General features: G+C 33.8%; 27 protein-coding genes and 3 pseudogenes. 25 read left to right on the forward strand and 5 right to left on the reverse strand.

Going from position 1 to position 22,096, the window contains the following annotated elements:
* Positions 1-7: 7 nt before the first annotated feature.
* Both PSA_RS21250 and PSA_RS21255 read right to left on the reverse strand, forming a co-directional pair.
* The gene (locus PSA_RS21250) at positions 8-595 is read right to left on the reverse strand and encodes a 1-acyl-sn-glycerol-3-phosphate acyltransferase (RefSeq protein ID WP_042143454.1); all 588 of its coding nucleotides are present in this window, start codon (positions 593-595) and stop codon (positions 8-10) included.
* A 94-nt stretch (positions 596-689) separates the two neighbouring features.
* On the reverse strand, positions 690-1,403 hold the full coding sequence (locus tag PSA_RS21255; protein ID WP_042143452.1) for an ABC transporter substrate-binding protein: 714 nt from the start codon (positions 1,401-1,403) through the stop codon (positions 690-692).
* 197 nt (positions 1,404-1,600) lie between these two features.
* On the opposite strand from PSA_RS21255, the gene PSA_RS21260 reads away from it, so the two are divergent.
* From PSA_RS21260 to PSA_RS21310, 12 genes are all read left to right on the forward strand, one after another.
* Positions 1,601-2,245 (forward strand): outer membrane beta-barrel protein, encoded by a 645-nt coding sequence (locus PSA_RS21260; RefSeq protein WP_127924070.1) that lies wholly within the window; start codon positions 1,601-1,603, stop codon positions 2,243-2,245.
* A gap of 92 nt (positions 2,246-2,337) precedes the next feature.
* A complete protein-coding gene (locus PSA_RS21265; RefSeq protein WP_042143448.1) occupies positions 2,338-2,976 on the forward strand; it encodes a thioredoxin domain-containing protein in 639 nt (212 codons plus the stop codon).
* Positions 2,977-3,466: 490 nt separating this feature from the next.
* A complete protein-coding gene (locus PSA_RS21270; protein ID WP_042143445.1) occupies positions 3,467-3,934 on the forward strand; it encodes a hypothetical protein in 468 nt (155 codons plus the stop codon).
* Positions 3,935-4,274: 340 nt separating this feature from the next.
* Entirely contained in the window at positions 4,275-4,637 is a 363-nt protein-coding gene (locus tag PSA_RS21275; RefSeq protein ID WP_231665472.1) for a GNAT family N-acetyltransferase, read from the forward strand.
* Positions 4,638-4,837: 200 nt separating this feature from the next.
* Complete coding sequence (locus PSA_RS26620) at positions 4,838-5,122, forward strand: alpha/beta fold hydrolase (RefSeq protein ID WP_042143440.1); 285 nt, start codon at positions 4,838-4,840, stop codon at positions 5,120-5,122.
* Between the two features lie 816 nt (positions 5,123-5,938).
* Complete coding sequence (locus PSA_RS21285) at positions 5,939-6,433, forward strand: hypothetical protein (protein WP_197276865.1); 495 nt, start codon at positions 5,939-5,941, stop codon at positions 6,431-6,433.
* Positions 6,434-6,487: 54 nt separating this feature from the next.
* A complete protein-coding gene (locus tag PSA_RS21290) occupies positions 6,488-6,859 on the forward strand; it encodes an MmcQ/YjbR family DNA-binding protein (RefSeq protein WP_042143439.1) in 372 nt (123 codons plus the stop codon).
* 55 nt (positions 6,860-6,914) lie between these two features.
* A complete protein-coding gene (locus PSA_RS21295; RefSeq protein WP_042143436.1) occupies positions 6,915-7,358 on the forward strand; it encodes an N-acetyltransferase in 444 nt (147 codons plus the stop codon).
* A gap of 70 nt (positions 7,359-7,428) precedes the next feature.
* Positions 7,429-7,707 carry a multiheme c-type cytochrome gene (locus PSA_RS21300; protein WP_042143434.1) on the forward strand — a complete coding sequence of 93 codons (279 nt, stop codon included), beginning with the start codon at positions 7,429-7,431 and terminating at the stop codon, positions 7,705-7,707.
* A gap of 258 nt (positions 7,708-7,965) precedes the next feature.
* Entirely contained in the window at positions 7,966-8,127 is a 162-nt protein-coding gene (locus PSA_RS25495) for a hypothetical protein (protein ID WP_157575811.1), read from the forward strand.
* 34 nt (positions 8,128-8,161) lie between these two features.
* Complete coding sequence (locus PSA_RS21305) at positions 8,162-8,461, forward strand: hypothetical protein (RefSeq protein ID WP_042143432.1); 300 nt, start codon at positions 8,162-8,164, stop codon at positions 8,459-8,461.
* A 120-nt stretch (positions 8,462-8,581) separates the two neighbouring features.
* Positions 8,582-9,574, forward strand: a complete 993-nt coding sequence (locus tag PSA_RS21310; RefSeq protein ID WP_042143430.1) for a substrate-binding domain-containing protein — start codon at positions 8,582-8,584, stop codon at positions 9,572-9,574.
* Positions 9,575-9,842: 268 nt separating this feature from the next.
* On the opposite strand, the pseudogene PSA_RS21315 reads toward PSA_RS21310, so the two are convergent.
* Positions 9,843-10,109: pseudogene (locus PSA_RS21315) on the reverse strand (IS110 family transposase); the annotation flags it as partial.
* Positions 10,110-10,285: 176 nt separating this feature from the next.
* Here PSA_RS21315 and PSA_RS21320 point away from each other — a divergent pair.
* The 5 genes from PSA_RS21320 to PSA_RS21340 all read left to right on the forward strand — a co-directional run bounded on the left by PSA_RS21320 (position 10,286) and on the right by PSA_RS21340 (position 12,866).
* Positions 10,286-11,026, forward strand: coding sequence for an alpha/beta hydrolase (locus tag PSA_RS21320; protein ID WP_042143429.1), 741 nt, complete (start codon positions 10,286-10,288; stop codon positions 11,024-11,026).
* Positions 11,027-11,245: 219 nt separating this feature from the next.
* Positions 11,246-11,572 (forward strand): hypothetical protein, encoded by a 327-nt coding sequence (locus PSA_RS26020; RefSeq protein WP_052379854.1) that lies wholly within the window; start codon positions 11,246-11,248, stop codon positions 11,570-11,572.
* A 24-nt stretch (positions 11,573-11,596) separates the two neighbouring features.
* Complete coding sequence (locus tag PSA_RS26025) at positions 11,597-11,995, forward strand: hypothetical protein (protein WP_052379853.1); 399 nt, start codon at positions 11,597-11,599, stop codon at positions 11,993-11,995.
* Between the two features lie 25 nt (positions 11,996-12,020).
* Positions 12,021-12,230, forward strand: coding sequence for a transposase (locus PSA_RS26030; RefSeq protein ID WP_052379852.1), 210 nt, complete (start codon positions 12,021-12,023; stop codon positions 12,228-12,230).
* Between the two features lie 294 nt (positions 12,231-12,524).
* Positions 12,525-12,866, forward strand: coding sequence for a hypothetical protein (locus tag PSA_RS21340; protein ID WP_042143427.1), 342 nt, complete (start codon positions 12,525-12,527; stop codon positions 12,864-12,866).
* A 1,050-nt stretch (positions 12,867-13,916) separates the two neighbouring features.
* Here the strand turns inward: PSA_RS21340 and PSA_RS25500 are convergent.
* Positions 13,917-14,256: pseudogene (locus tag PSA_RS25500) on the reverse strand (IS110 family transposase); the annotation flags it as partial.
* A 268-nt stretch (positions 14,257-14,524) separates the two neighbouring features.
* Here PSA_RS25500 and PSA_RS25505 point away from each other — a divergent pair.
* Both PSA_RS25505 and PSA_RS21350 read left to right on the forward strand, forming a co-directional pair.
* Positions 14,525-14,800 carry a hypothetical protein gene (locus PSA_RS25505; RefSeq protein WP_127924069.1) on the forward strand — a complete coding sequence of 92 codons (276 nt, stop codon included), beginning with the start codon at positions 14,525-14,527 and terminating at the stop codon, positions 14,798-14,800.
* Between the two features lie 12 nt (positions 14,801-14,812).
* Complete coding sequence (locus tag PSA_RS21350; protein WP_127924068.1) at positions 14,813-15,361, forward strand: class I SAM-dependent methyltransferase; 549 nt, start codon at positions 14,813-14,815, stop codon at positions 15,359-15,361.
* Positions 15,362-15,451: 90 nt separating this feature from the next.
* On the opposite strand, the pseudogene PSA_RS25510 reads toward PSA_RS21350, so the two are convergent.
* Positions 15,452-15,888, reverse strand: a pseudogene (locus tag PSA_RS25510) (hypothetical protein).
* Between the two features lie 133 nt (positions 15,889-16,021).
* Between PSA_RS25510 and PSA_RS21360 the strand changes: the two are divergent.
* The 6 genes from PSA_RS21360 to PSA_RS21385 all read left to right on the forward strand — a co-directional run bounded on the left by PSA_RS21360 (position 16,022) and on the right by PSA_RS21385 (position 22,078).
* A complete protein-coding gene (locus PSA_RS21360) occupies positions 16,022-16,900 on the forward strand; it encodes a GyrI-like domain-containing protein (RefSeq protein ID WP_042143421.1) in 879 nt (292 codons plus the stop codon).
* A gap of 140 nt (positions 16,901-17,040) precedes the next feature.
* Positions 17,041-18,066, forward strand: a complete 1,026-nt coding sequence (locus PSA_RS21365; RefSeq protein ID WP_231665474.1) for a hypothetical protein — start codon at positions 17,041-17,043, stop codon at positions 18,064-18,066.
* A gap of 168 nt (positions 18,067-18,234) precedes the next feature.
* Positions 18,235-18,876 (forward strand): glutathione S-transferase family protein, encoded by a 642-nt coding sequence (locus PSA_RS21370; RefSeq protein WP_042143419.1) that lies wholly within the window; start codon positions 18,235-18,237, stop codon positions 18,874-18,876.
* Positions 18,877-19,067: 191 nt separating this feature from the next.
* The gene (locus PSA_RS21375; protein ID WP_042143417.1) at positions 19,068-19,433 is read left to right on the forward strand and encodes a DUF2306 domain-containing protein; all 366 of its coding nucleotides are present in this window, start codon (positions 19,068-19,070) and stop codon (positions 19,431-19,433) included.
* Positions 19,434-19,667: 234 nt separating this feature from the next.
* Positions 19,668-19,994 carry a hypothetical protein gene (locus tag PSA_RS21380; protein WP_052379851.1) on the forward strand — a complete coding sequence of 109 codons (327 nt, stop codon included), beginning with the start codon at positions 19,668-19,670 and terminating at the stop codon, positions 19,992-19,994.
* A gap of 347 nt (positions 19,995-20,341) precedes the next feature.
* The gene (locus tag PSA_RS21385) at positions 20,342-22,078 is read left to right on the forward strand and encodes a VWA domain-containing protein (RefSeq protein ID WP_042143415.1); all 1,737 of its coding nucleotides are present in this window, start codon (positions 20,342-20,344) and stop codon (positions 22,076-22,078) included.
* Positions 22,079-22,096 lie beyond the last annotated feature (18 nt).

Below are 22,096 nucleotides of genomic sequence, written 5' to 3' on the forward strand. Positions count from 1 at the left end.
CTTAAATTTAAAAACCAGAAACATTCTCAGGATATTTAGCCATATTTTTATCATATAAAGACTTTATGCTAATAAGCGCATGCTCAGTATTTTCATTAATATGTTGCGCAGGCATGATAATAAATGTTTTTGTTCTATAATCGAGCGCCATAGGAACCACAGGCACATTTGAATTATGTGCAATATGTAAAAATCCAGTTTTCCATTCTTTAGATTTTTTACGGGTGCCCTCAGGAGCAAGACCCAATACCAAATGTTCGTTGTTATCAAATTGCTTTTTGACTTGTGAAACAAGACCATGGGGCGAACTACGATCAACGGGCATACCACCCCAAGCTTTTAATATCGGTCCTAATGGCCAAAAGAAAATGCTATTTTTACCTAAAAACCGAATCGTAATGCCCAATTGTAACTTAACAGCAATGGCAATTATAAAATCCCAATTTGATGTATGAGGCGCGACAGCTGCAACAAATTTAGATGTTTGAGGGAATTCACCTGAAACCTTCCAGCCTAAGAGTTTTAATAAAAAGCGACCTAAATAATGGCTTATGCTTTTTTGCGAGGTTTTAATACATTTGGGTAATGTTGTCATGGATGATGAATAGCAGTTTTATTTTTATTCTGGGAATTTATCATAAGTGGTAATGATTACCAGAAATAGCAGAGTAAGTTTTGATATTAAGGGATTAAAGGGCTATCCACATATCTGTGGGTAATTTGTTTTCTTTCATTATTTTTTCATAATCTCCTTCTTTTATACCTTGGTATATTGCTTTGTCTATGATCTCTTTTAGGATTTTATAACTTAGGTTCTGTTTTGATAATGCGATATGAGCAGATCTTTTTTCTGCTCCTTGTTCTTGAAAATGAATGTATTTCGATATAGATTTTAGCTCATTTTTTATTAAATATTCTCCATAACCTCGAGCTAAAATAAATTTATCAATTTCATTTTTAGCTAAAAGCTGCAAGCCTCTTTGAGCAGTGGGTACTTGTATTAAGTTGTTTTGCTGCTTTGATGAAAGAATTTGATCTAAATTATTAATTCTTACCGAAGCGATTTTATTACCTGAACTTTGGTAGTTTGAATTAACAAAAAAACCAAAATAATCGTAGCCTAAAGGCCTGCTTAGTACCGCCCATTCTTTACTACCCACTAGATTCGCCGCTAAAAATAGCCCATCAAGTTTACCTTCTTGTACTGTAGATAAAGCTTTTGACCAAGGTTGAGACACGACACTTACTGTATGGCCTGATTTTCTCAAAGCTTGAGTTAAAAAAAGCCAACTAGCACGATATAAAGGGTAGTTATTGACGATCATTCGACTATGATCAGGGCCAACGGCAAGACGTATATTTCTTGCTTGCGTTGAAGCACAAAAGAATATGAAAATACACAATAGGGTAAGTAATCAATTCATTTTTAAAATTCTTAAAGACCGCAATGAAAATTCATTTGAGTATAGTTAAATTAACAGTCTTGGGAAATAAAGGCTATTTAATATTCGTTTGATATTAAATTTCATAATAAACATAGATTTAATTGATGTATCTGTTATATTCAGCTTCCAAAATTCGATTATAAGGACATAATTTAGTGAAGTTCATTAATATCATTCTTTTCAGTATGTACGTACTTACTTCAAGTTTAGCTTCAGCAAATGATAAAAATACATTTAGCTATTTTGGCGCTGCATTACAGAAAAGTAATTTTGACGAAATTCAGTTTCAATCGAACCCACAAACTGTTTTTGATGATCCTAAAAAATATAAAGAAAGTAAATCTGGCATAGGTGTGCGTATTTTTACGGGCTTTAATTTTAATGAATATATCGCTGTTGAAGCTGGCTTATCTCAGTTTGCAAAACCAGACTTTGCTGTTACTGAAAAAATTATCAATGCAGATAAAACAACTAAAACTACAACACATCATAAAGGCAATTTCAGTACGTTAGGAATAGACATTCGTGCAATTGGCTCTTATTCATTGACCGATGATGTTTTTATAAGGGCACAATTAGGTGCTATAGGTTGGGATAACAAATACGCATCATTGAATGTGGCAGAAGATGAAGTGGTGACTGTTACTGAAGCAAAAGATCGCGGTGTTTCGTTAATGACAGGTTTCGGATTTGGTTATGGTATTAGTAAAACAATGGCCGTGACATTAGACTTTGAAAAAACAGAAATTGCAGAAATCCCCGTTAAAACAATTGCTATCGGCTTTTCATTTAAGTTATGAATCTTTGAGTAAGAAAATAAACACAATGTTTCAATGACTCATAACGTTAATTATTTTATTATCTTACGCATTAGAATAATAAGGTATAAAGAATGTTTAAGTTAATTTCAGTTATTACACTCGCATCTGCAATTTTAATCAGTGCATGCAGTGAACCAAAACAAAATGTGCAATCAGCTAAAAGTGGCCAAGTTGATATTAGCTATGAGGAAGGTAAACATTACCGCTTAGTTAACAACATTAATGTAGGTGAACTTAAAGCACCATTTTTAGTTGAATACTTTTGGTTAGGTTGCCCTCATTGTCAAAGCTTTGAAAAACCGCTTCAAGACTTTAAATCCGCGAACCCTGAAGTTGGATTCATTAGAAAACACGCCGTATTATCTGAAGGCTGGGTAAATGATGGTCGAATTTTCTATGCACTTCAAGAAACCAATAATATGGCACATTTTTCTGAACTATTTGATTTATATAAATCAGGTATCACTGATGCAAATTTTGATGCTTTTTTTACTAAAAATAATATTGATAAAGCTGTATTTTTAGAAACTGCAGGTAAAAATGAAAACGTTATCAATAATATGAAAGAAAGTTATGAAGAAATGAGCGCGAATAAAATGACCAGTGTGCCATCTATTGTTGTTAATGGTAAATATCTGATCATCGCTTCTGAAGATACTAATAATAATGAGAAATACTTCAAACTTGTAAATCACCTCCTTAAAAAGTAAAACCAACATAAATATAAAGGGGTCGGAGTTAATTAATTTAGGTACATTCATTTGTTCCTAAATTAATTAACTCCGACCCCTTTTTTTTATAGATAGCTGTTTTAAAGGGCAAGGCTTAGGTCATATGTTCATCAATGGAGCAGAAAATAAGTATGGTAAAACATATTGGCTTTATACTTTTAAACTTGGGTTGAAAACGATTCAAACGGTTTTTACGAGCATTTAGGTTTTTAAAAGATAGGATTGCTAACCTTTGAATTTTCTGGAGGTTTGATTGAGAATAATGTGTTTCAGTCTACAAAGGCATAATAAATTTAAAGTTTTTTGAAACCTAAACTTATTGTAATATATAATGTGAAATAAATTAGAAGATAATTTAACTTTTCTAAGAAACCTGAATCAATACCTAATATAGTGTAATAGTTTGGTTTTTATTAGATGTTAATTTAAATGAGTACTTTGCAAACTCGTTATTTTTTAAAGGTCGTCGATGAATCGAAATTTTATAAAAACAATAGCTATAGTCTTCTTTCTTTCAGGTTGCGCTGAAAGGGCAATTGATATCAGTGATAAGGATGGTAAAATTGTAGGTGGTTGTATTGCTGGCTTTGATTGGCATTTATACGGGCTACAAGATTCTATTGATTATGTGTTATATGAATGCGCTAAAGATTCAATTGCAAAAGGCTATACAATATCTGATGAAAGATTGCTCTCGATTGATTTTTCACTACCGCCTCCGCCAAAAGGGCAGTTATGGAATAAAAAAATAGCGATGATGCAATTTCATAGCGGAAAAATTACTCAAAGGAAATTAGGGTATATACTTGCTGCAACAGAACTTCAATATACCAAGGTTTTGCGTGCTGCTGAAGAAGATTTAGCTAGCAAAAAAATAAGCCAGTCTGAATTTAATGAAATCAACAAAACCGCTAAACTTAAGTGGCTTGGTGAATAAATACGTTTTAAATAGCAATCTTTTAAAATATCGTATTGATTATCGACAGAGTTATTCAGCATTCATTTAGTACTTCCTTATAAGCTAACTTGTTTAAAACACTGCAAGTCTAATATCTTATTTATTGCACAACGCCAATTAAAAGGTTCCTTATATGAGTTTTTTGTTGCGCTAGTAAGGTGATGTTATATTCAACTGAAGTTTCTATCTTATTGTTTTGAATTAATTAAAAATGTACTCTTATTTAAAAACTTATTATACCTTAACTTGTGTATTGTTATTGTTATGAGCAACTAATCCCTTGTTGTACAAAAAAGAAAATTTTTTTATTTATGATGATGTGAAGCATGTCAATTTTATAAAAGTACAAGAGTTGTTATCTGCATCTTATTGGGCGTCTGAAAGGTCTATTGATGTTATTCAAAAATCAGTTGAACACTCAGAGTGCTTTTCACTTTACAACGGAGAGATTCAAATCGGATTTGCTCGGGTTGTCACAGATTATTCAACTTTTGGTTATATCGCTGATGTTATCATCGACTCCAATTACAGAGGACAAGGACTTGGAAAATGGTTAGTGGAAACGGTGATCAATGATCCTCGATGGAAAGATAAATTCCTTTTACTGGCTACAGATGATGCACATAACTTATATCAAAAGTATGGCTTTAAACAAAGTCCGAAACTGATGGGAGTAGGCTGAAAATATTACAAAAAAGATAGGAATTTATCAGGCTAATAAGTCACTTATCAATCTTAATGATAAATATTCATAAGTCGTTTTATCAATTCAAAAACATAATTTAGTTTTATTCAGGGAGTAGGATTAAAAAACAAGTAGAGAAAATCAACGATAGCCGAAGAGGTATAATAAAAAAAGCCACCTCAGTAGCAGGCATACTGATGACTAGTGGAATCACTAATAATTTTCAGGCACAAATACCAAATGGTGATTTTGACTCTAGTAAAGTGGAATCAAAATATATGGCAAAACTCAAGCAAGTTCCTGTAACTGAAGGTGTATTACCTCTTCCTTCAGGTGCAGGGCTTTATTACTGGGATACAGGTGGTGAAGGCCCTGTTGTTTTACTTTCACACCCTGGAAGAGGTAGTGCGTTAACTTGGCCCTATCAACAACCTGTTTTTGCAAAAGCAGGGTTTAGAACAATAGCCTATTCTAGACGCTGATTTTTTGGATCTCCGCCAGGTTCAAAAAATGATACAGGTAATTTTGCTGATGATTTGAATGCCTTAATTGAGTATTTAGGTGTAGAAAAAATCTAAAGGTGACGGTATTAGGTATCGTCAAAAAGCGAAAAGTAATATTACATGGGAAAAAATTCGTGCAGCTAACCTTCCTAGTTTTTTTATTGCTGGTGGGGCGGATTTATATCAACCGCCTTCTATGATGCGAGCAGCAGCTCTTGAAATACCTAACAGTCAAACGCTCATAATTCATGAAGCATGCCATGCAGTTCAGTGGGAGCAGCCTGAGTTATTTAATCAAGCTGTTCTCGAGTTCTTAAAAAAACATAGCTAAATCCACTTGAGAGAATTGAAGTTAATTGATATATGATAATAGGTTTTATTCTCTGAAACTCATGCTGAAGACATGGTAGCGTGCAATAATCCATTATTATCTTTAAATTATTAAGGGTTAAATCTCTGATCTCAATTCATAAAGGAATAATATAAATCGACTACCAGGCCTTGATTTACTCAGAGCGATAGCAATTGTGTGGGTAATGCTTTTTCATGGTTTGAGGTATGGAACGCCTTATAGAGATTTTTCAGTATTTGGTTGGATGGGAGTCGATCTGTTTTTGTATTAAGTGGCTTCTTAATTGGTAACCAAGTATTTAAGTCAATTTGTATATTGATATTAAAAATAGTAATACATTTTCACATGTTTGGTCTTTGTGTGTTGAAGAACATTTTTATTTATTATTTCCTTTAATAGTTTTATTAATTATGAAACGAAGTGGGACTGGGCTTGTTATATTTTTGTCCTTACTTATTGTGATAATTGGCATGTATTTAAGAGCTGATATTTGGTTAAATGAAATAGATACAATTCCAATATACCGAGATTATGTCGAAAAAATATATTACCCAAGTTATACCAGGTTAGATGGGTTGTTAGCGGGCGTATTATTAGCAACCTTAAAAGTATTTAGACCGCATTTTTGGCAAGTTTTATTAACGAATTCAAATAAAATGTTATTTTTGGGGGTGTTGAGTTTAGCTTTATCAATTTGGATTTTTAAAGATAGATTTGGTTTGATGGCAACTGTGATAGGGTTGCCAATTTTGTCGATTAGTTTGGCATTAATCGTTGCCAGTGCATCGAGTACAAGCTCAATTTTAGCAAAGACAAAAGTACCAGGGGCTTATGTAATTGCTACTGTATTGTATCTTTCGGTAGAGCGTCCATTTCTTAAGTTTAGAGGTGAATTTTTGAACCGAAAAACACAAGACATTATGTTAATGCTGAAGTAAGCCATAGTAATAATTAATCTTTATGGTATTTATTAAAAAGGTTCAAATGAAAGTATGAATTACGATGAATTTAATAAATTTTGTGGCGGGTTACCCGAAACGACTTATGTTGTGCAATGGAGTAACTCACATGTATGGAAAGTAGGTGGTAAAGTATTTGCAATAGCTGGTTGGGGTAAAGATAACCAACCTGCTTTTACTTTTAAAACTTCAGAGCAAAACTTTTATTTTTTAAGTGAATGTGAAGGTTATATTCCTGCGCCATATTTTGCTAATCGCGGCATGAACTGGATACAAAAAGTTGATTGTGATAATCAAACAGATGAAGACTTACGATATTACATTACACAATCTCATCATTTAGTTTCTTTAGGACTAACTAAAAGAAAACAAAAAGAATTAGGGTTAAGCCAAGCAACTAGTTAATGTAATAATTAGTACGTAATAAAAAAGTAATATAAGCATGAAGGCAATATTGAACATGATAAAAAAACTCAAAAATTTTGATGAGATCACTGCCACTCGTATCTATGATGTTTTTCAAAGCGCATATAAAATTGAGGCACAATTGATTGGTACAGATAATTTCCCGCCTTTATCACGTGATGTAAACCACGTTAGGAACTCAAAAACAGATTTTTATGGTTATTTTTATGACGATTGTCTTGCTGCGGTTATTGAAATAGAAATGAATGATAAAAATTTAGAGATTAATAGTTTAACAGTTGCTCCTCGCTTTTTTAGAAAAGGTATAGCAGATAAGTTAATCGCTTATGTTTTAACTTCGATAGCCCATGATAAAGCAATTGTTGAGACGGCCGTTGTTAATAAACCTGCAATAAATTTATATCAAAAGCATGGATTTGTTGAATTTAAAAGATGGACACCTTCTCATGGTATAGAAAAGCTTGCCTTGAGTGTTTAATTCAGTGTTAAAGCGTATTTTATTATAGCTCCAATACCAGTCTTAAATGATAACAATATAAAGGTGCATTTTGAATTCAAAAATTTGGTTTTTACTTGTCTTAGTGTCGCCATACCTGTTGGCCGAACAAGGAGAAGTAGTTAAAAACTATGCACTTGAATTAACTAAAACTGATAATAAATATACTCATTTTATTAATAAAAAATCGCCCAATGCGACTTGTATTGATTGCCATAAATCACAAACTCATGATTGGCAAAAATCAGATCATGCCAAAGCGATGGCAATCGCAGATAAAACAAATGTATTAGGTGACTTTAAACATGTTACTGCAATGCACTATGGCTAAAAAGCACTGTTTTATATAGCGAATGATAAACACAAAGCTAAAGTTTCTTACGATGATAAAACTGAAACCTATGATATTAAATATACCTTTGGTCACTTTTCATTACAGCAATACCTTGTATAAACTAAACAGGGATCTATGCAAGTATTACCTTTTGCTTGGGATGCACGCAGCAAAGAAGATAAAGCCCAGCGTTGGTATCACAATTATAGTAATGAAGAAATTAGCCCTTAAGATAGATTACACTGGAAGCAACCATTGCAAAATTGGAATGGTATGTGTGCCGATTGTCATTCTGATGGTTTAGTGCGTGATTATAATGAAAAAACAAATACATTTGATACTAAATGGAATGATATTAATGTGGGTTGTTTTTTTTGCCACGGTGATATGACAAGCCTTATCATCAACACGTCATAACTATTATTTACTAAATTCTGGTCAGCCAATTAGTTTGGAAAAACACAAAGCAGTAAGGATTGAAGCGGCAAGAAGCTTAATTGATACCAATATGTTTGCAAATAATATGGCAATATTTAGAGCTGTATTTGAAGAGTTATTATCAGTTAATAAAATCAATAGTTGGCGTGGTGAGGGCAGAGCAAATCAAGCCGTATTAGAAATGAGCCTTGGTAATTGGGCTAGTGCTGAAGAATCATTTAAAGCAGCCATAGAGGTTGACCCTTATTTTGAATCTGGCTATTTGAATTTATCTGAGTTGTATCGGAATTTACAAAGATCAGATCACGAATAACAAGTATTAAATAAGGCTTTCTTTAAACTGCCCAAGTCAGCGCAAGTGCAATATGCTTTTGGACTTTATTTAATTAGATAGCAGCAACATCATAAAGCAACAAAACATTTTGCTAAAGCCATGTCTTATGCACCAGAACAAGAACAGTACTTATATACCTATGTATTATCGCTTGATGGTGAAAATAAAACTAAATTTGCATTGCAGAAGCTTAAAATGAAAATAAAGAAGTTTAAAGACAGCCAGCAATTAAAAGAACTTGGATTATATTTATCTGAAAAAATGAAACAAGGATGCATCAATAAAGCCAAAGAACTGAACGTTAATTGCCATTTTATTGAAATGTCTGCCGGAAATCCTTTTCTTCAAAAAAACGCTATAAAAGCACTACAAACACAAAAAGTTGATGGCTTGGCTTTATCTGTGATCGATTCAAAATTCCATATTGATTCTCTAAAATACTTTAAAGAAAACAATATTCCGGTTGTTACCGTTGATGCAGATTTTGCTAGAGGAATTCACGGACTAGTAGATGATTTAAGAGCCGCTTATATTGGTAGTGATAACTTTAAACTAGGTTATGAACTGGGCAAGCACCTTCTTTCAATCGTAAAATTTAAACATGAATATTGCATTGTAAGTGGCTATAAAGCCACAGATAACTTAAACGAAAGGATCAAAGGATTTAAAAAAGCAATTAGTCAGTCTAAGTTACTTGAAGAACATCACAGGTGCCCTTTATATAGTTTAGAAGATACTGATTCTTCAATTAGACAAGGGGTTTCTTTCATTGAAGACTTTGATGTTCATGGCATGGGAAAGACACTTGTTTATATGGGAGGTTGGGCGCAAATTAATATTGATAAATATACAAAGGTATTTGAAAAATATAAACAAAATATAAAAAACCAAACAATTAATATCTTATCTATTGATGCATCTAAAGAACAAATGTTCCTTTTAAAACAAGGCCTATCTTCTGGAAATTTAGGTCAAAGCCCATTTGAAATGGGTGAAAAAGCGCTGGACACTTTGTTTAACTTAAAGCAGGGCAAAAAACTTAGCTCTAATGTTATTCACACTAACTCTGTTTTATACCCTTATAAACTTTAATCATTGCTGTATTTAGCAAAGTTTTTTTTACGGGATCTTATTTATACCTCCTTTGCTCTATAAACTTCTGTCTTGCCAGTGATCTAGCTCAACTTCATAAAATTGAGATATGTAAGAGCAATCATTTCATTTATCTTGTGTTTGTTATTTGTAAAAATCACGATGTTGTTTTTATATAGTATGACAATATAGATGAGATTGATCTTAAATCATCCACACTATCAATATTATGAGTCATATAAATCAGCTTAAATTTAACTAAAACATTTATTTTGGATCCGCGACGTAATAAGTCGCGTGTAGCACGCATTTCTTTGTCGTAGACATAAGCTAGAGGAAAGTTACCGCCTCGAATAAGTTTAGAAATTTTAAATGAATCTATTTTATCGTTTTTAGCCTTGCCACCATTAATGGCTTTCATATAAAGGGCATGAACAAGAATAAGTCCTGTATTATCAATGATACAGACATAGAGTAATCTGGCGTGTAAATCAATACCACAATAGTATGGATGTATGTTATTGTAAAAGTTCATTGAGCTTTCTCCTTTTTGTTTGGTCACTAAAGTATTACGTATAGACGCGATACTTTGGAGGAGGCTCAATGATTATCAAGTCGTTTAAAAGGACAAAAACCATTTGGCTTTTGCTCCTTCGTCGCTAATTTTAGCCAAGCATTTATGCGCCCATTAGTGAGGCTTTCAGGAGATTTATGAAGTATCTGCAAGGATTAGTATTTTTAATTGCTAGTGCATCTAGCGTTTCAAATGCAGACACAATCTACGATGAATCTAGGGAGAGAAATATCCCTATAGAAGTTACGCTTCCTCAATCAGCTAAAAACTGTAAAAAGGAATCTAAATGTCCAGTTGCTCTATTGAGCGCTGGCTACGGCGTATCTCATTTGAAGTATACATTTTTTGCTAATCAGCTTAATAACCTGGGTTACCTTGTTGTAGCTATTGGACATGAACTGCCAAATGACCCACCACTTTCAACGTCAGGAAATTTATTTGAAACCAGAAGTGAAAATTGGCGCAGAGGCGCTCAAACTCTGGACTTTGTTAAATTAGTTTTGAGTAGGCGTTTTGAATATTATGATTTTGACAATTTGCTTTTAGTTGGGCACTCAAATGGTGGTGATATTTCTTCATGGTTAGGAAATGAAAATAAGCCTTATATTAAATCATTAATCACTCTCGATCATAGACGTGTTCCTTTGCCTAGAGGTACCAATATAAAAGTATTATCTATTCGGGCTAGCGACTTTCCAGCTGATAAAGGTGTTTTGCCTTCAGCCTCCGAGCAAACAAACATTTGCGTAGTCAAAATTCCTGAATCACGGCATAACGACATTTCGGATTTCGGTCCCAAATGGTTAAAGGATAAAATCAATTTATTGGTTCGATATTATTTGCTAGAAGAATCATGTTCGGTGCTTAAGAAAGCCTAACAAGGCCATCAAGAAAGGACGCAAAAAGCTTGGCTCTAATTATAGCCAAGCATTTTCTGCCTCTTACGGCGGCGTTGAGGCTTTAGAATTTATAAAAAAGACACTTTTTAGTGTCTTTTTTAGTTTTTACTATTTGTTTTTTTTTAAGCTTGATACCAGATCTTTGATGTGATCTAATAGATATTATTCAACTACTGAACATCAAAATGGCACTTATTATTGCAAAGAGGTAAACCTGATTTATCTTGTCAAAATAAGTTCATATCTATCGATTTTTCTCGCCATCAATCACAAGATGTTATGCCTGAAGATGAAGTTACACACGATTTAAAACAAAAGGAAAAACTTGATAAAAGCGCCGCCAAAATAGCTGATGACTTGGCAACAAAAAGAGAAAAATTAGGCAGTAAAGGCAAGCCAGTAAAAAGTAATATAACCGATCCTGATAGCGCAAAGATGACTACATCAAAAGGCACAATCCAAGGCTACAATGGGATTGCAATAAATGATGATAAACATCAAATCATTGTGCAAGCTCAAACTTGAGGCTCGGTAGGTGAGCAACAAACCTTGAAGCCAGCGATAACACAACTAGAAGAACAACTAAAAGCGTTAGGCACACCGAATACCTTATCAGAAGCAAAGTTCACAGCAGATAGCGGGTTTCATAGTGAAGAAAACTTAAAATATGTAGCAACAACAGGGTTAAACAGTTACATGGTAGACGCTCAATTTAGAAGTCGTAATCCTATATTTAAAATCAGTGAAACGTACCATACAGAAAAAGAAAAGCGACGATTTAAGCGCAGTAAAGGTAAGCCAAGATTATTTACCAGTAAAGACTTTCATTATGATAAAACACAAAAAGTTGTCGCTGCCCAGCAGGGAATGAAATGTGGTGTAGCGGCGATAACCTCAAAAGTGCAGTGCGCACTTACACACGATTTTGGGTTATTCAAAAGACTGTAAAAATTGCCCCTTACAGAGGCTATGCATGAGAAAAGAGCCAAATAAAACAGGACGACAAGTCCAATTTTTAAATGATAATGAATTAAAAACGCCTTCATATACAGATAAGATGAGGATTAAAATAGATAGTCCAATTGGGCGGCGACAATACAGTAAAAGGTTCGGTGCAATAGAGCCTATTTTTGGCAACATTAAAGTAAATAAGGGTATGAAAAAATTCACCTTTCGAGGATAAGAAAAAGTGAATGCGCAATGGCAAATTTATTGTTTAGTTCATAACATAGAAAAGTTAAGAAACAACCTACATTAAGGGTTAATCAGCTACGAAAAAACATCATATCCCACCAAAAAACCAATAAATCAGCACAAAACTCGTAAATCTGAAACTCTCATAATTCAAACAGTAAAAATAGCCAAAAACGTAAACGTTTTTGATTGTTAAAATAACTGAATGACAGTAAAATTTCCGATTATAAAATATTATTTTAAAACGAGTAATTCTACAGGCTCGTTGTATGCAAAGGAAATTATGCAGTCAATCAAATATCTAATCACAGCATTAATAATTTATTCTTCTGGCAGTTTTGCCCAAGATACACATTGTGAAATATCTGGAACTTGGAAGCATGCAGATAAAAATGCTTGGCTTGAAATTAATTTAACTACCAAAACGGTTAACGTGAAATCTCACTTAGATAATCCTAAAGCTAACGGCCTTACTGTAATAAAAAACTTAGAGCCAAATTGGTCAGGTCAAATGTATAATGCAAGCACTGGTGGTTTTGTTCCTGTTCTATTAGCTTTCAATAGTTGTGAGCAACTTAAAGTAACTGATAATGGTGTAAATATTCTTACGTTAAACCGAGCGTAATTCCATACAAGCCATTTAACAGGAAAAAATACAGATGGCTATTTTCGTTCCTCAAATATTATAGCCAACTGCATTTTGCTCGTTAATAGTGGCGTTGGTATCGGGTTTACCCAAGAAGTGGACATCCCTAATAGTTGGTAACACCAGTATGCTAGTGCCATTAACTGTAGCTCTGATTTCACATTTATTTCACATCTAAAGTAATAATGTGAACGTTATTAAATAATGGTGGAATCTAAAGCATTAACGTTACGAGCAAACGGAGGTTTCATTTAAATGGAAGATAAATTATGAATTACCCTTTAATTAAGCCAAAGTACTATTACTCACTGTATTGTGATATTTTTAATTTTATTAAGCAGCCTCATGATAAGAAGGATATTGAGAAGTCTACTCGGTTCAAGGTTTACGATACGGTGGGGTTGTATGTTCTTAAGTTTATCTTTCTGATCCCCGTAATCCTGTTTTTTGCTGTTGTTTATGATCCTGAAAATATACAAAGCGTAAAAATGACAGAACGGTTCTCCCCAGCAATGCTGTTGTTGGTTGGCGGAATCCTATTACCTTTTTTAGAAGAAATTGGATTTAGGCTCTCATTAGTATTCAAGCCAATATATTTTGCTCTGTCTTCAAGTGTATGTACATACTACTTTTTGACTAAGGTCGTGTTTAATACAAAAATTTCGATGGTAGATGAAAGCTTTTTACTAAGAGTAATCATCTCAGTTTCGTTTGGGGCTCTTCTATATCTGATATTCAATATACAGTCGATAAAGAAAAGGTTGGTTTCATTCTGGGAAACGAATTTTCGGGGGATTTTTTATTTTTCGTGTATTGCATTTGCATGGATGCACATAACAAAATATGAAATTACATTACTCAATATTCTATTGCTCCCTATACTGACAATACCTCAGCTATTCAGCGCTATTATTTACGGGTATATAAGATTATCATTTGGTTTTATTTATCCATTAATGCTTCATATGGGTATGAATACTCTAGTTATAAGCATATCGCTGCTAACCGGAAGCAGCATTTAGAAAATACATAACAATCAAGAAGGGCCATATCCAAATCAATGTTTTGTTGTACAATAGGACTTTAAATTGTGAACGAAGTTGTTGTCTAACTGAGATATTTTTTAAATTAAGTTCAGTCGGGGGTAAGTTGTATTGGCTATTAGTGTTTACAATATGACCTTTAAGCATTGCGCCGTGACGAACGATTTTAGTACGGCGGCTCAGTAAATCTCGAGTTGCACGCATTTTATGGGGATAAGCGTAAGCAACAGGGAAATTTCCATCACGCAATAGCGCTGCTATTTTAAAAAAATCAATTTTATCATTTTAGCTTTACCGCCATGAATAGCTTTCATATATGAGGCGTGCATGTAAATCTATTCCACAGTAATATGGATGTGAGCTATTATAAAAGTTCATTGAGCTTACTCCTTTATGTTTGGTCACTAAAGTATTACGTATAAACGCGATACTTTGGAGGAGGCTCAATGATTATCAACCTGTTAAACAAGGACAAAACACTTAGCTCGTGTTCGTGCCTCACTTATCTTAGCCAACTATAAATATCTGCTTAATGTGGCGAAACGCACTGGTAATCTAAATTAACACTAAATATTTAAAATAAGGAGATAGAAGATGGGTAAACATAGATTTTTTGTTGGCGTAACATTTTTACTTTTAACTATTAATGCTAAAAATGTATTGGCTGAATCAAGTAATAAAGATGCTATATGGCAAGCAGTTCACAATAATTCACACCGTACAGTGGAAGAAATCAAACGAGATAAATACCGTAACCCTGATCAAGTGTTACGATTCTTTGAAATTAATGAAACTTCCTCAGTTGGTGAAGTCGCACTTGGCGGCGGTTGGTATACACATATACTTGCACCTTTATTGAAAGATAAGTGAAGGTATGTGGGATTGCAACACAACCCTGCTTACTATGGCAAGTGGCCTGATTGGGCAAAAAAACTTTCTGCCTATCCAGAGAAAATAAAAAATGAACAAAACTTATACGGGAATAACGCTATCGGCACTTGGTTGCCAGCCGTTGAGGGGTTACCTGTAGATGAAGCTTCGTTAGATTTTGTTTTTATTACGCGTACTATGCATAACTGGCAAAACCAAGGAAGGTTAGATAATGGACTAAAGCAGTCTTGGAAGATATTGAAAAATGGTGGTGTTTTGGCGATTGTGCAACACAGAGAAGCTGAAAGCTCTACAAAAAATCGTGAAGCTTCTTCGAAACGTGGACGTTGGAAACAATCAGATCTTATCAGTGTAGTTGAGTCGTTTGGGTTTAAATTAGTAGCTAGTTCAGAAATGAACGCTAACCCAAAAGATACTAAAGACTATGAGAAAGGCGTTTGGACACTACCTCCCAGCCTTGCACTGAAAGAAAAAGATAAAGAGATCTACACAAAAATCGGTGAGTCAGATCGAATGACTCTTAAATTTGTTAAAATTTAATCATAGTTAGAAGCTGTATAAAAAGAGAAATTTGTAATGCGTATATAACACATATGAGCCGGATCTCAGTCAATTGTGTTTGTGCGTGACTTAATTCTTTAAAAATCTTTCTTTATCGAATATAGTTTTATTTTTTAGCATAAAGCGACCAAGCTTATGAGTTAAAACTGATAGACCCTTGGTTTTACTCATACGTTTCTGTCACTTATTGATATCGTTCATCGCTTTATCATCACCTATTAGATGCGAAACAGCAGCTTCAGCTTTGTAATTAAAATTAATACCCAACGAATTTGTCATGTATAAGGGTGGTCTAAAACAAAATCAGTACCAGTAATAAATACATTTAACACCGATAACAAGCTTGCCAATATAAGGTTCAGTAATGCGAGGAGTTGAGAGCTGTCAGCTTTAATTTTATTGTGGACAATAATTTTGTTTTTAAAATCAATGATACAGGCATATAAAAGGCGTGCATGTAAATTTATACCGCAGTAGTATGGATGTGCGCTATTATAAAAAGCCATTGAATTACCTTCTTTATATTTGCTCAATAAAGTATTACAGATAGGCGTAATACTTTGTAGCAGACTCAATGATTATAAATAGTGAAATGAATAGATATAAGTAACATTGAAGATAGAAATTAGGTGAGAACTTGTGATAGAAACCTTTAGTAATAAGAACGCAAAAATCATTAGCCAGGTCGGGCAATATATTTATAATCACAGCGACAAGACTATCAGTTTGGATGATCTGGCAAGTTATACTGGGTTTTCTAAATATCACTTTAATCGCATATTTTTTGCGGCAACGGGTTACCAGTTAGGCGAATTTATTCAGCGACATAAGCTAGAAAAGGCACTGTACTTAATCAAACAGGGGAACCACAATATTATAGATGTCGCTATGAGCGTCGGCTATGATTCTCCATCATCTTTTTCTCGCGCGTTTAAAAAGAACTTCTCTGTTACGCCAAGTGATGTAATTCAAGGAAAATTGCCTAATAATGAGCGTGCAGGTAGCTTAAAGCCTAAAAAAATATTAACGGACCAAAAAATTGAACCTGTTTGGAAAACGTTACCGGAGCAAAAAATTTTAGGCTTATATGGTAAAGGGTTTAATGAACAATCCTTTTCCGTAGTAGCTGGAAAGTTATACGGTCAATTAGCTACTATGGCTGAGCCATTAAATTATACGCAGTTACAGCCTATCGGTGTATCAGTTGATAACCCATGGGCAGGGGAACAAACTGAAAGTCGATTTTTTGCAGGTTTTGTTGAAGGTCTACCTGCTCACAGTGAAAAGCTAGCATTTTTTAAATGGCGTGGTGGAAGATGGGCCTGTTTTACGCATACAGGTCCGCACTATTGTATGTGGCAAACCATTTCTCAAGTTTATGCTCAATGGGTTTTACCTAATAATATTAAGCTCAAAGATCAACAAATTGTACAGTTATATCTGAATAACCCTATGGATACGGATCCTGAAGCACTTAAAACCGAGTTGTATTTTGCTGTAGATGATGGCGCAATATAGCAGCTTAATTAGGAGATAAATTATAAAACTTTGAATGAAGTGGCGCTTTTTCATAAAACGCACTTTCTGCACAGCTAAATTTAATCCTGAAGTTATAGTTGAACGATAGAATGTTTAAGGATAGAAAAAGAGAGATAACTATGAACTTAAAAATAACAAAATTTTATTATATTACTCTTATACTGCTTGCTTTTATTGGCAGTACACCAGTCTTTGCTAGCGACATAACTGAACTTAAGACAACAGAAGTCGACTTTATTAATCAGCAATTAAATCGTCCAGCTAAGATTAAGTTTTGGTATCAAGGTGGTTCAAAACCCTGTGAAGCAACGATTTGTCTATCACAAAAGCAAGACAGTAAACGGATTGCTATTATCTCACATGGTGCTTTTGGGTCTCCTCGAGAAATGAACTGGTTGGGATATGCATTAGCATCTCAAGGCTGGGTTGTTGCTGGCATTGCACATTTTGGAGAATCTTGGGTGTATGGTCCTGAGACTATTGATCCAAGTACGGTTATGCGTTTTTGGCAGCGACCACAAGATGTGAGCTTTGCGATCGATAGTTTATCTAAAACAGGTCTATTTAATCGTTCACTTGAAACAGACAAAATAATAATGTTAGGGCATTCTTCAGGTGGGTTTACATCTTTAGCTATGGCGGGAGCAAATTTAGAATCCGGTAAGTCGGAAGTTTATTGCGCTACAGAAATGGCAAAAGGTGACAAAGGTTGTGATTATGGGAAGCATAAAAAACGTAAGCCAATGAATGAAGAAATGTTAAATAAAGTTGGTTTGCTACAATCACAAATGCGAGACGAACGCGTTGCAGTAGTGATTGCATTCGATCCGGCCTTAGGTCATGCGGCTAGCGAAGCAAGCCTTGAGAGTATAAAGGTGCCAACTTTGGTTCTTGGCTCTGTAGAAAATGATTTTTTGCCTTATAACACACATTCAAAATATTATGCGGATCATATTCAAGGCGCGAATTTAGTTGGTATTGAACAGGGGGCCGGACATTTTGTATATATTGATAAATGTGATTCTGATCGAAAAGTAAAAGGCGTATCTTTGTGTAATGATCGTGAAGGCGTAAATAGAAAGGCGATACAGAAACAAATACTCAATCATGTATTTAGCTTCATATATAAAAATGGTGTTAGCTAAAGGAACATCGTTGGCTTAAAATACATAAAACTTAAAAGAAGTGAGATTTAAAATCTCGCCTTTTTTATTTAACATGAAGTGGTTAAAACTAATAGCTCCTCCTATTTGTACTTCAAATCAGCACCGACTGATATAAAAACAAATTCAATAAGTTAAAGGGAAAGAATATTGAAACTCTTTGGTCGCACAACATCATTTAATGTTCAAAAAGTACTTTGGTTGTTAGAAGAATTGAATGTTAAATATGAACATATTGAGCTAGGGGGTCGCTTTGGAGGCTTAGATGAAAGTGAGTTTTTAAAGTTGAATCCGCTTCAAAAAGTGCCAGTACTGATTGATGGCAGCAAATCTATTTGGGAATCACATACAATTTTAAGGTATTTGGCAGCAAGCTATGGAAACGAGAGTTGGTATCCTGCTTGTCCTTATGAGCGATCATTAAGTGAAAGGTGGTTAGATTGGTCACAAACAATTTTTCAACCCGCATTTATGGGAACTTTTTGGGGATATTATAGAAAGCCTGAAGATAAACGAGATATGGAAGCGGTAAATAAAGATTTGGATACTTGTATAAACTGCTTGCAGGCAATTGAGAAGCAATTATCTCAATCAGAATATTTAGCAGGAGACAATTTTAGTCTAGCTGATATAGTAGTTGGTGCTGTGATCTATCGGTTAATTTCACAAGGGTTAACTGTTAAATTGCCTGATTTAGTATGTAGTTGGTACGAAAAACTTAATGAACGGCCAGGTTACACAAAATGGGTAATGAGTGACTTTTCAGAGCTTAAAGCCAGAGAAGGATTCTAATATAAAAAGCAATACCATCGGACTGACAATATAAAAAGCTTAAGCAAGGTGAAAATGTATCAATGTATTTTCGCACTAAAGTTATCAATTATTTTAAAGGGCTCAAAATGCTTGGCTTGTACTCCTTTATTACTTATTTTAGCCAAGTATTTTTACGCCAATCTTTGAGGCGTTAGGAATTTAGAACGCATATGGATATCGCACTGTCAATTCAGATACATTTACTTGTCGTTATTCTTTCAATCATTCTTGGTTTTCTAAATTTAGTATTAGAAAAAGGCACTCATTTACATAAATTAAATGGCAAGTATTGGGTGGCTTTAATGCTAATCGCTTCTTTTAGTTCTTTTTTTATAATGCCGACTGGTAGTTTAACTTGGCTTCATTTATTTGCTATCTTAGTTATTGTCACAGTTTTAATTGGGATGTTGGCAATTTATAAGCACGATAAACAGCTTCATATTGGTTGCATGTTTGGTGCTTTCATTGGTACTGTCATTTCAGCTGTTATTGCAGTAAGTGTTGAAGGGCGTTTACTTCATAGTATATTGTTTTAAATATCTAGTAAGGTAAGTATACAATCAAAGGAAGCCAATCTTAGTTGCTTTCAATAGTTTTAGTTAACTACAATTTTATTGGGGTGCCAACAGCCCTTTAATAAACATGGATGTAATATGAAGTTTTTGTGTTTTGTATTCTTTTTTTATTTTCTATTAGTAGCAATGCAGTTGTTAAAAGACATGATGTCCCTCCCGAGCATTATATTTTAGAGTAGTACCACTACAACTTCAATGAGTATAAAAGATGATACCGCTAAAACGAATGTTCTTATAGCATATGCCCTGATGGTAGCAGGTTTGTTTACGGGTATTTTATGGATTGTTGGCGCTGTTTGGGCAATGGTCAAAAAAGATGAAGCTAAAGGCACATTATTTGAAGATCATTATACTAATATAACTAACACCTTTTGGTGGGGCTTAGGGATTTGGATAATCGGATTTATAACAGTATTTTTTGTTGTTGGTTACTTTATTCTTTTAGGTGTGTGGGTTTGGTCTATTTATAGAGTAATTAAAGGACTTGCCAGAATCACTTCAAATAAAGCCTTCAATTCATAATAAGACTCTGCTAAAAGGGTTTCTTTAATCCGTACCATCACAAAATAAATTAACATTAATGAAAAAAGGAGCCTAAATGGTTCCTTTATTATTTTTAACAGTAGCTTATATATATTAATTTCAAAGCAAAACCTAGAACTGAGAGATCATTTAAATGAGTGTATTGGGTTTATCATCCAATTAATCACCATATTGGTTAGGGAATATTCCATCCTAGTAGTCAGATATTTATTCCAAAAAAATTATTTTAAAACTCAATTTATTTAAAAAATATAAAATAATTTAACCCTTTTTAAAAAAGCTGACGTTTATACCTGTAATACAATTTAATTTTAAAGGTTATGACTATGAACACAGCTTTAACAAAATCAATTTTGCTATCAGGTATTACATTATCTTTTATGAGTGCCTGTAGTCCGCAAACAAAAAACAATGATGAACAGTATGTTGTTAATGATAAAAAGGATAATCAGCAGCACGAAAAAATAGAAATAACTGAATCACAAGAAATAAAAATAGAAAGTATGGCCAGTGATATGGAAGTAGCAAAACAAAGGGCTTCAGGACCTAAAGCTAAGGCCATGTTAATGCGTGTGGCACCTGGTCAAGCTTATCATCAAAGAATCGTTTTGCCGCCACCAATAATTGCACCCATTCATACTGAAACCCCAAATACAGAAAAATACAGTGATGATCCAGAAAATGAACTTAAATTAACTAAAACTCAGCCTGTGTCTACTTTCTCAATAGATGTAGATACAGGTAGTTATACTAATAGTAGACGCATGATAAACATGGGAAAACTACCACCATCTGATGCGGTAAGAATTGAAGAGTTCATAAATTATTTTGATTATCAATATCAAGCACCTTCAAAGGTAAATACGCCATTTAAGTTATATACAGAAGTTGCAGCTTCTCCTTGGGATCAAAATAGACAATTACTTAAAATTGGATTAAAAGGATTTGAGATTGAAAAATCAGCGCTAAAAGATGCCAATTTAGTGTTTTTGCTTGATGTATCGGGCTCAATGAATTCAGAAAATAAATTACCTTTATTAAAACGCAGTTTATTGATGTTATCTAAACAACTAGACCAAGATGATACTGTTTCTATTGTCGTATATGCTGGCGCTGCAGGTGTTGTATTAAAACCGACTAAAGGCAATGAGGTACATGAAATATCTATGGCATTAGATAAGTTACAAGCAGGAGGCTCAACTAATGGTGGCCAAGGCATTAAATTAGCGTATCAGTTGGCCCAACAAAATTTCAAAAAAAATGGTGTTAATCGTGTTATTTTAGCGACTGATGGCGACTTTAATGTGGGAACACAATCTATTGATGCCTTAAAAGAGATCATTAAAAAGAATAGAAAATCAGGCATTGCTTTGACTACGCTAGGTTTTGGTCGTGGTAATTATAATGATGCCTTAATGGAGCAATTAGCGGATATTGGCAACGGCAATCATGCTTATATCGATAATATTAATGAAGCTAGAAAAGTGTTAGTGGATGAAATATCTTCTACTATGCAAATAATTGCTAAAGATGTGAAGATTCAGGTTGAATTTAATCCAGACCAAGTTGCTGAGTATAGATTGATTGGTTATCAAAATAGACAATTAAAACAAGAAGACTTTAATAATGATAAGGTAGATGCGGGAGAAATGGGTGCAGGGCATACTGTCACCGCTTTATATGAAATCACCTTAGCTGATTCTAAAAATAAACAAATAGATGATTTACGTTACCAAAATAAACAAGTAAATGAATTAAATTTAAAATCAAATGAATTGGCATTTATTAAGTTGAGATATAAAGAACCGAGCAGTGAAAAAAGTAACCTATTATCGAAAGTAATTATGCGTTCAGATATTAAAACTGACAGTGAGCAACTAAGTAATAGTTTAGGTTTTTCTGCTGCTGTATCTGGTTTTGCTCAATTATTAAAAGGCGGTAAATATATGCAAGATTTTACTTATCAAGATGTGATTTCGCTTGCTAAGCTAAATAAAGGAGTGGATGAATTTGGCTACCGAGCAGAGTTTATTCAGTTAGTGAGAGCAGCAGAGGCATTGTAAATAAAAAATAATTTAAGG

Origin of the sequence: Pseudoalteromonas sp. '520P1 No. 423' (assembly GCF_001269985.1) — a bacterium.
Classification (GTDB): Bacteria; Pseudomonadota; Gammaproteobacteria; order Enterobacterales; family Alteromonadaceae; genus Pseudoalteromonas.

What these genes read in the sequence shown, in the direction of transcription:
- PSA_RS21295 (WP_042143436.1), top strand. Translation starts at nt 6,915, where the DNA reads ATGATAAAAAAACTCAAAAATTTTGATGAGATCACTGCCACTCGTATC.
- PSA_RS21265 (WP_042143448.1), top strand. Translation starts at nt 2,338, where the DNA reads ATGTTTAAGTTAATTTCAGTTATTACACTCGCATCTGCAATTTTAATC.
- PSA_RS21365 (WP_231665474.1), top strand. Translation starts at nt 17,041, where the DNA reads ATGAACTTAAAAATAACAAAATTTTATTATATTACTCTTATACTGCTT.
- PSA_RS25505 (WP_127924069.1), top strand. Translation starts at nt 14,525, where the DNA reads ATGGGTAAACATAGATTTTTTGTTGGCGTAACATTTTTACTTTTAACT.
- PSA_RS21270 (WP_042143445.1), top strand. Translation starts at nt 3,467, where the DNA reads ATGAATCGAAATTTTATAAAAACAATAGCTATAGTCTTCTTTCTTTCA.
- PSA_RS21385 (WP_042143415.1), top strand. Translation starts at nt 20,342, where the DNA reads ATGAACACAGCTTTAACAAAATCAATTTTGCTATCAGGTATTACATTA.
- PSA_RS26620 (WP_042143440.1), top strand. Translation starts at nt 4,838, where the DNA reads ATGACTAGTGGAATCACTAATAATTTTCAGGCACAAATACCAAATGGT.
- PSA_RS21375 (WP_042143417.1), top strand. Translation starts at nt 19,068, where the DNA reads ATGGATATCGCACTGTCAATTCAGATACATTTACTTGTCGTTATTCTT.
- PSA_RS21310 (WP_042143430.1), top strand. Translation starts at nt 8,582, where the DNA reads ATGTCTTATGCACCAGAACAAGAACAGTACTTATATACCTATGTATTA.
- PSA_RS21340 (WP_042143427.1), top strand. Translation starts at nt 12,525, where the DNA reads ATGCAGTCAATCAAATATCTAATCACAGCATTAATAATTTATTCTTCT.
- PSA_RS21290 (WP_042143439.1), top strand. Translation starts at nt 6,488, where the DNA reads ATGAATTACGATGAATTTAATAAATTTTGTGGCGGGTTACCCGAAACG.
- PSA_RS26030 (WP_052379852.1), top strand. Translation starts at nt 12,021, where the DNA reads ATGAGAAAAGAGCCAAATAAAACAGGACGACAAGTCCAATTTTTAAAT.
- PSA_RS21250 (WP_042143454.1), bottom strand. Translation starts at nt 595, where the DNA reads ATGACAACATTACCCAAATGTATTAAAACCTCGCAAAAAAGCATAAGC.
- PSA_RS21320 (WP_042143429.1), top strand. Translation starts at nt 10,286, where the DNA reads ATGAAGTATCTGCAAGGATTAGTATTTTTAATTGCTAGTGCATCTAGC.
- PSA_RS21380 (WP_052379851.1), top strand. Translation starts at nt 19,668, where the DNA reads ATGAGTATAAAAGATGATACCGCTAAAACGAATGTTCTTATAGCATAT.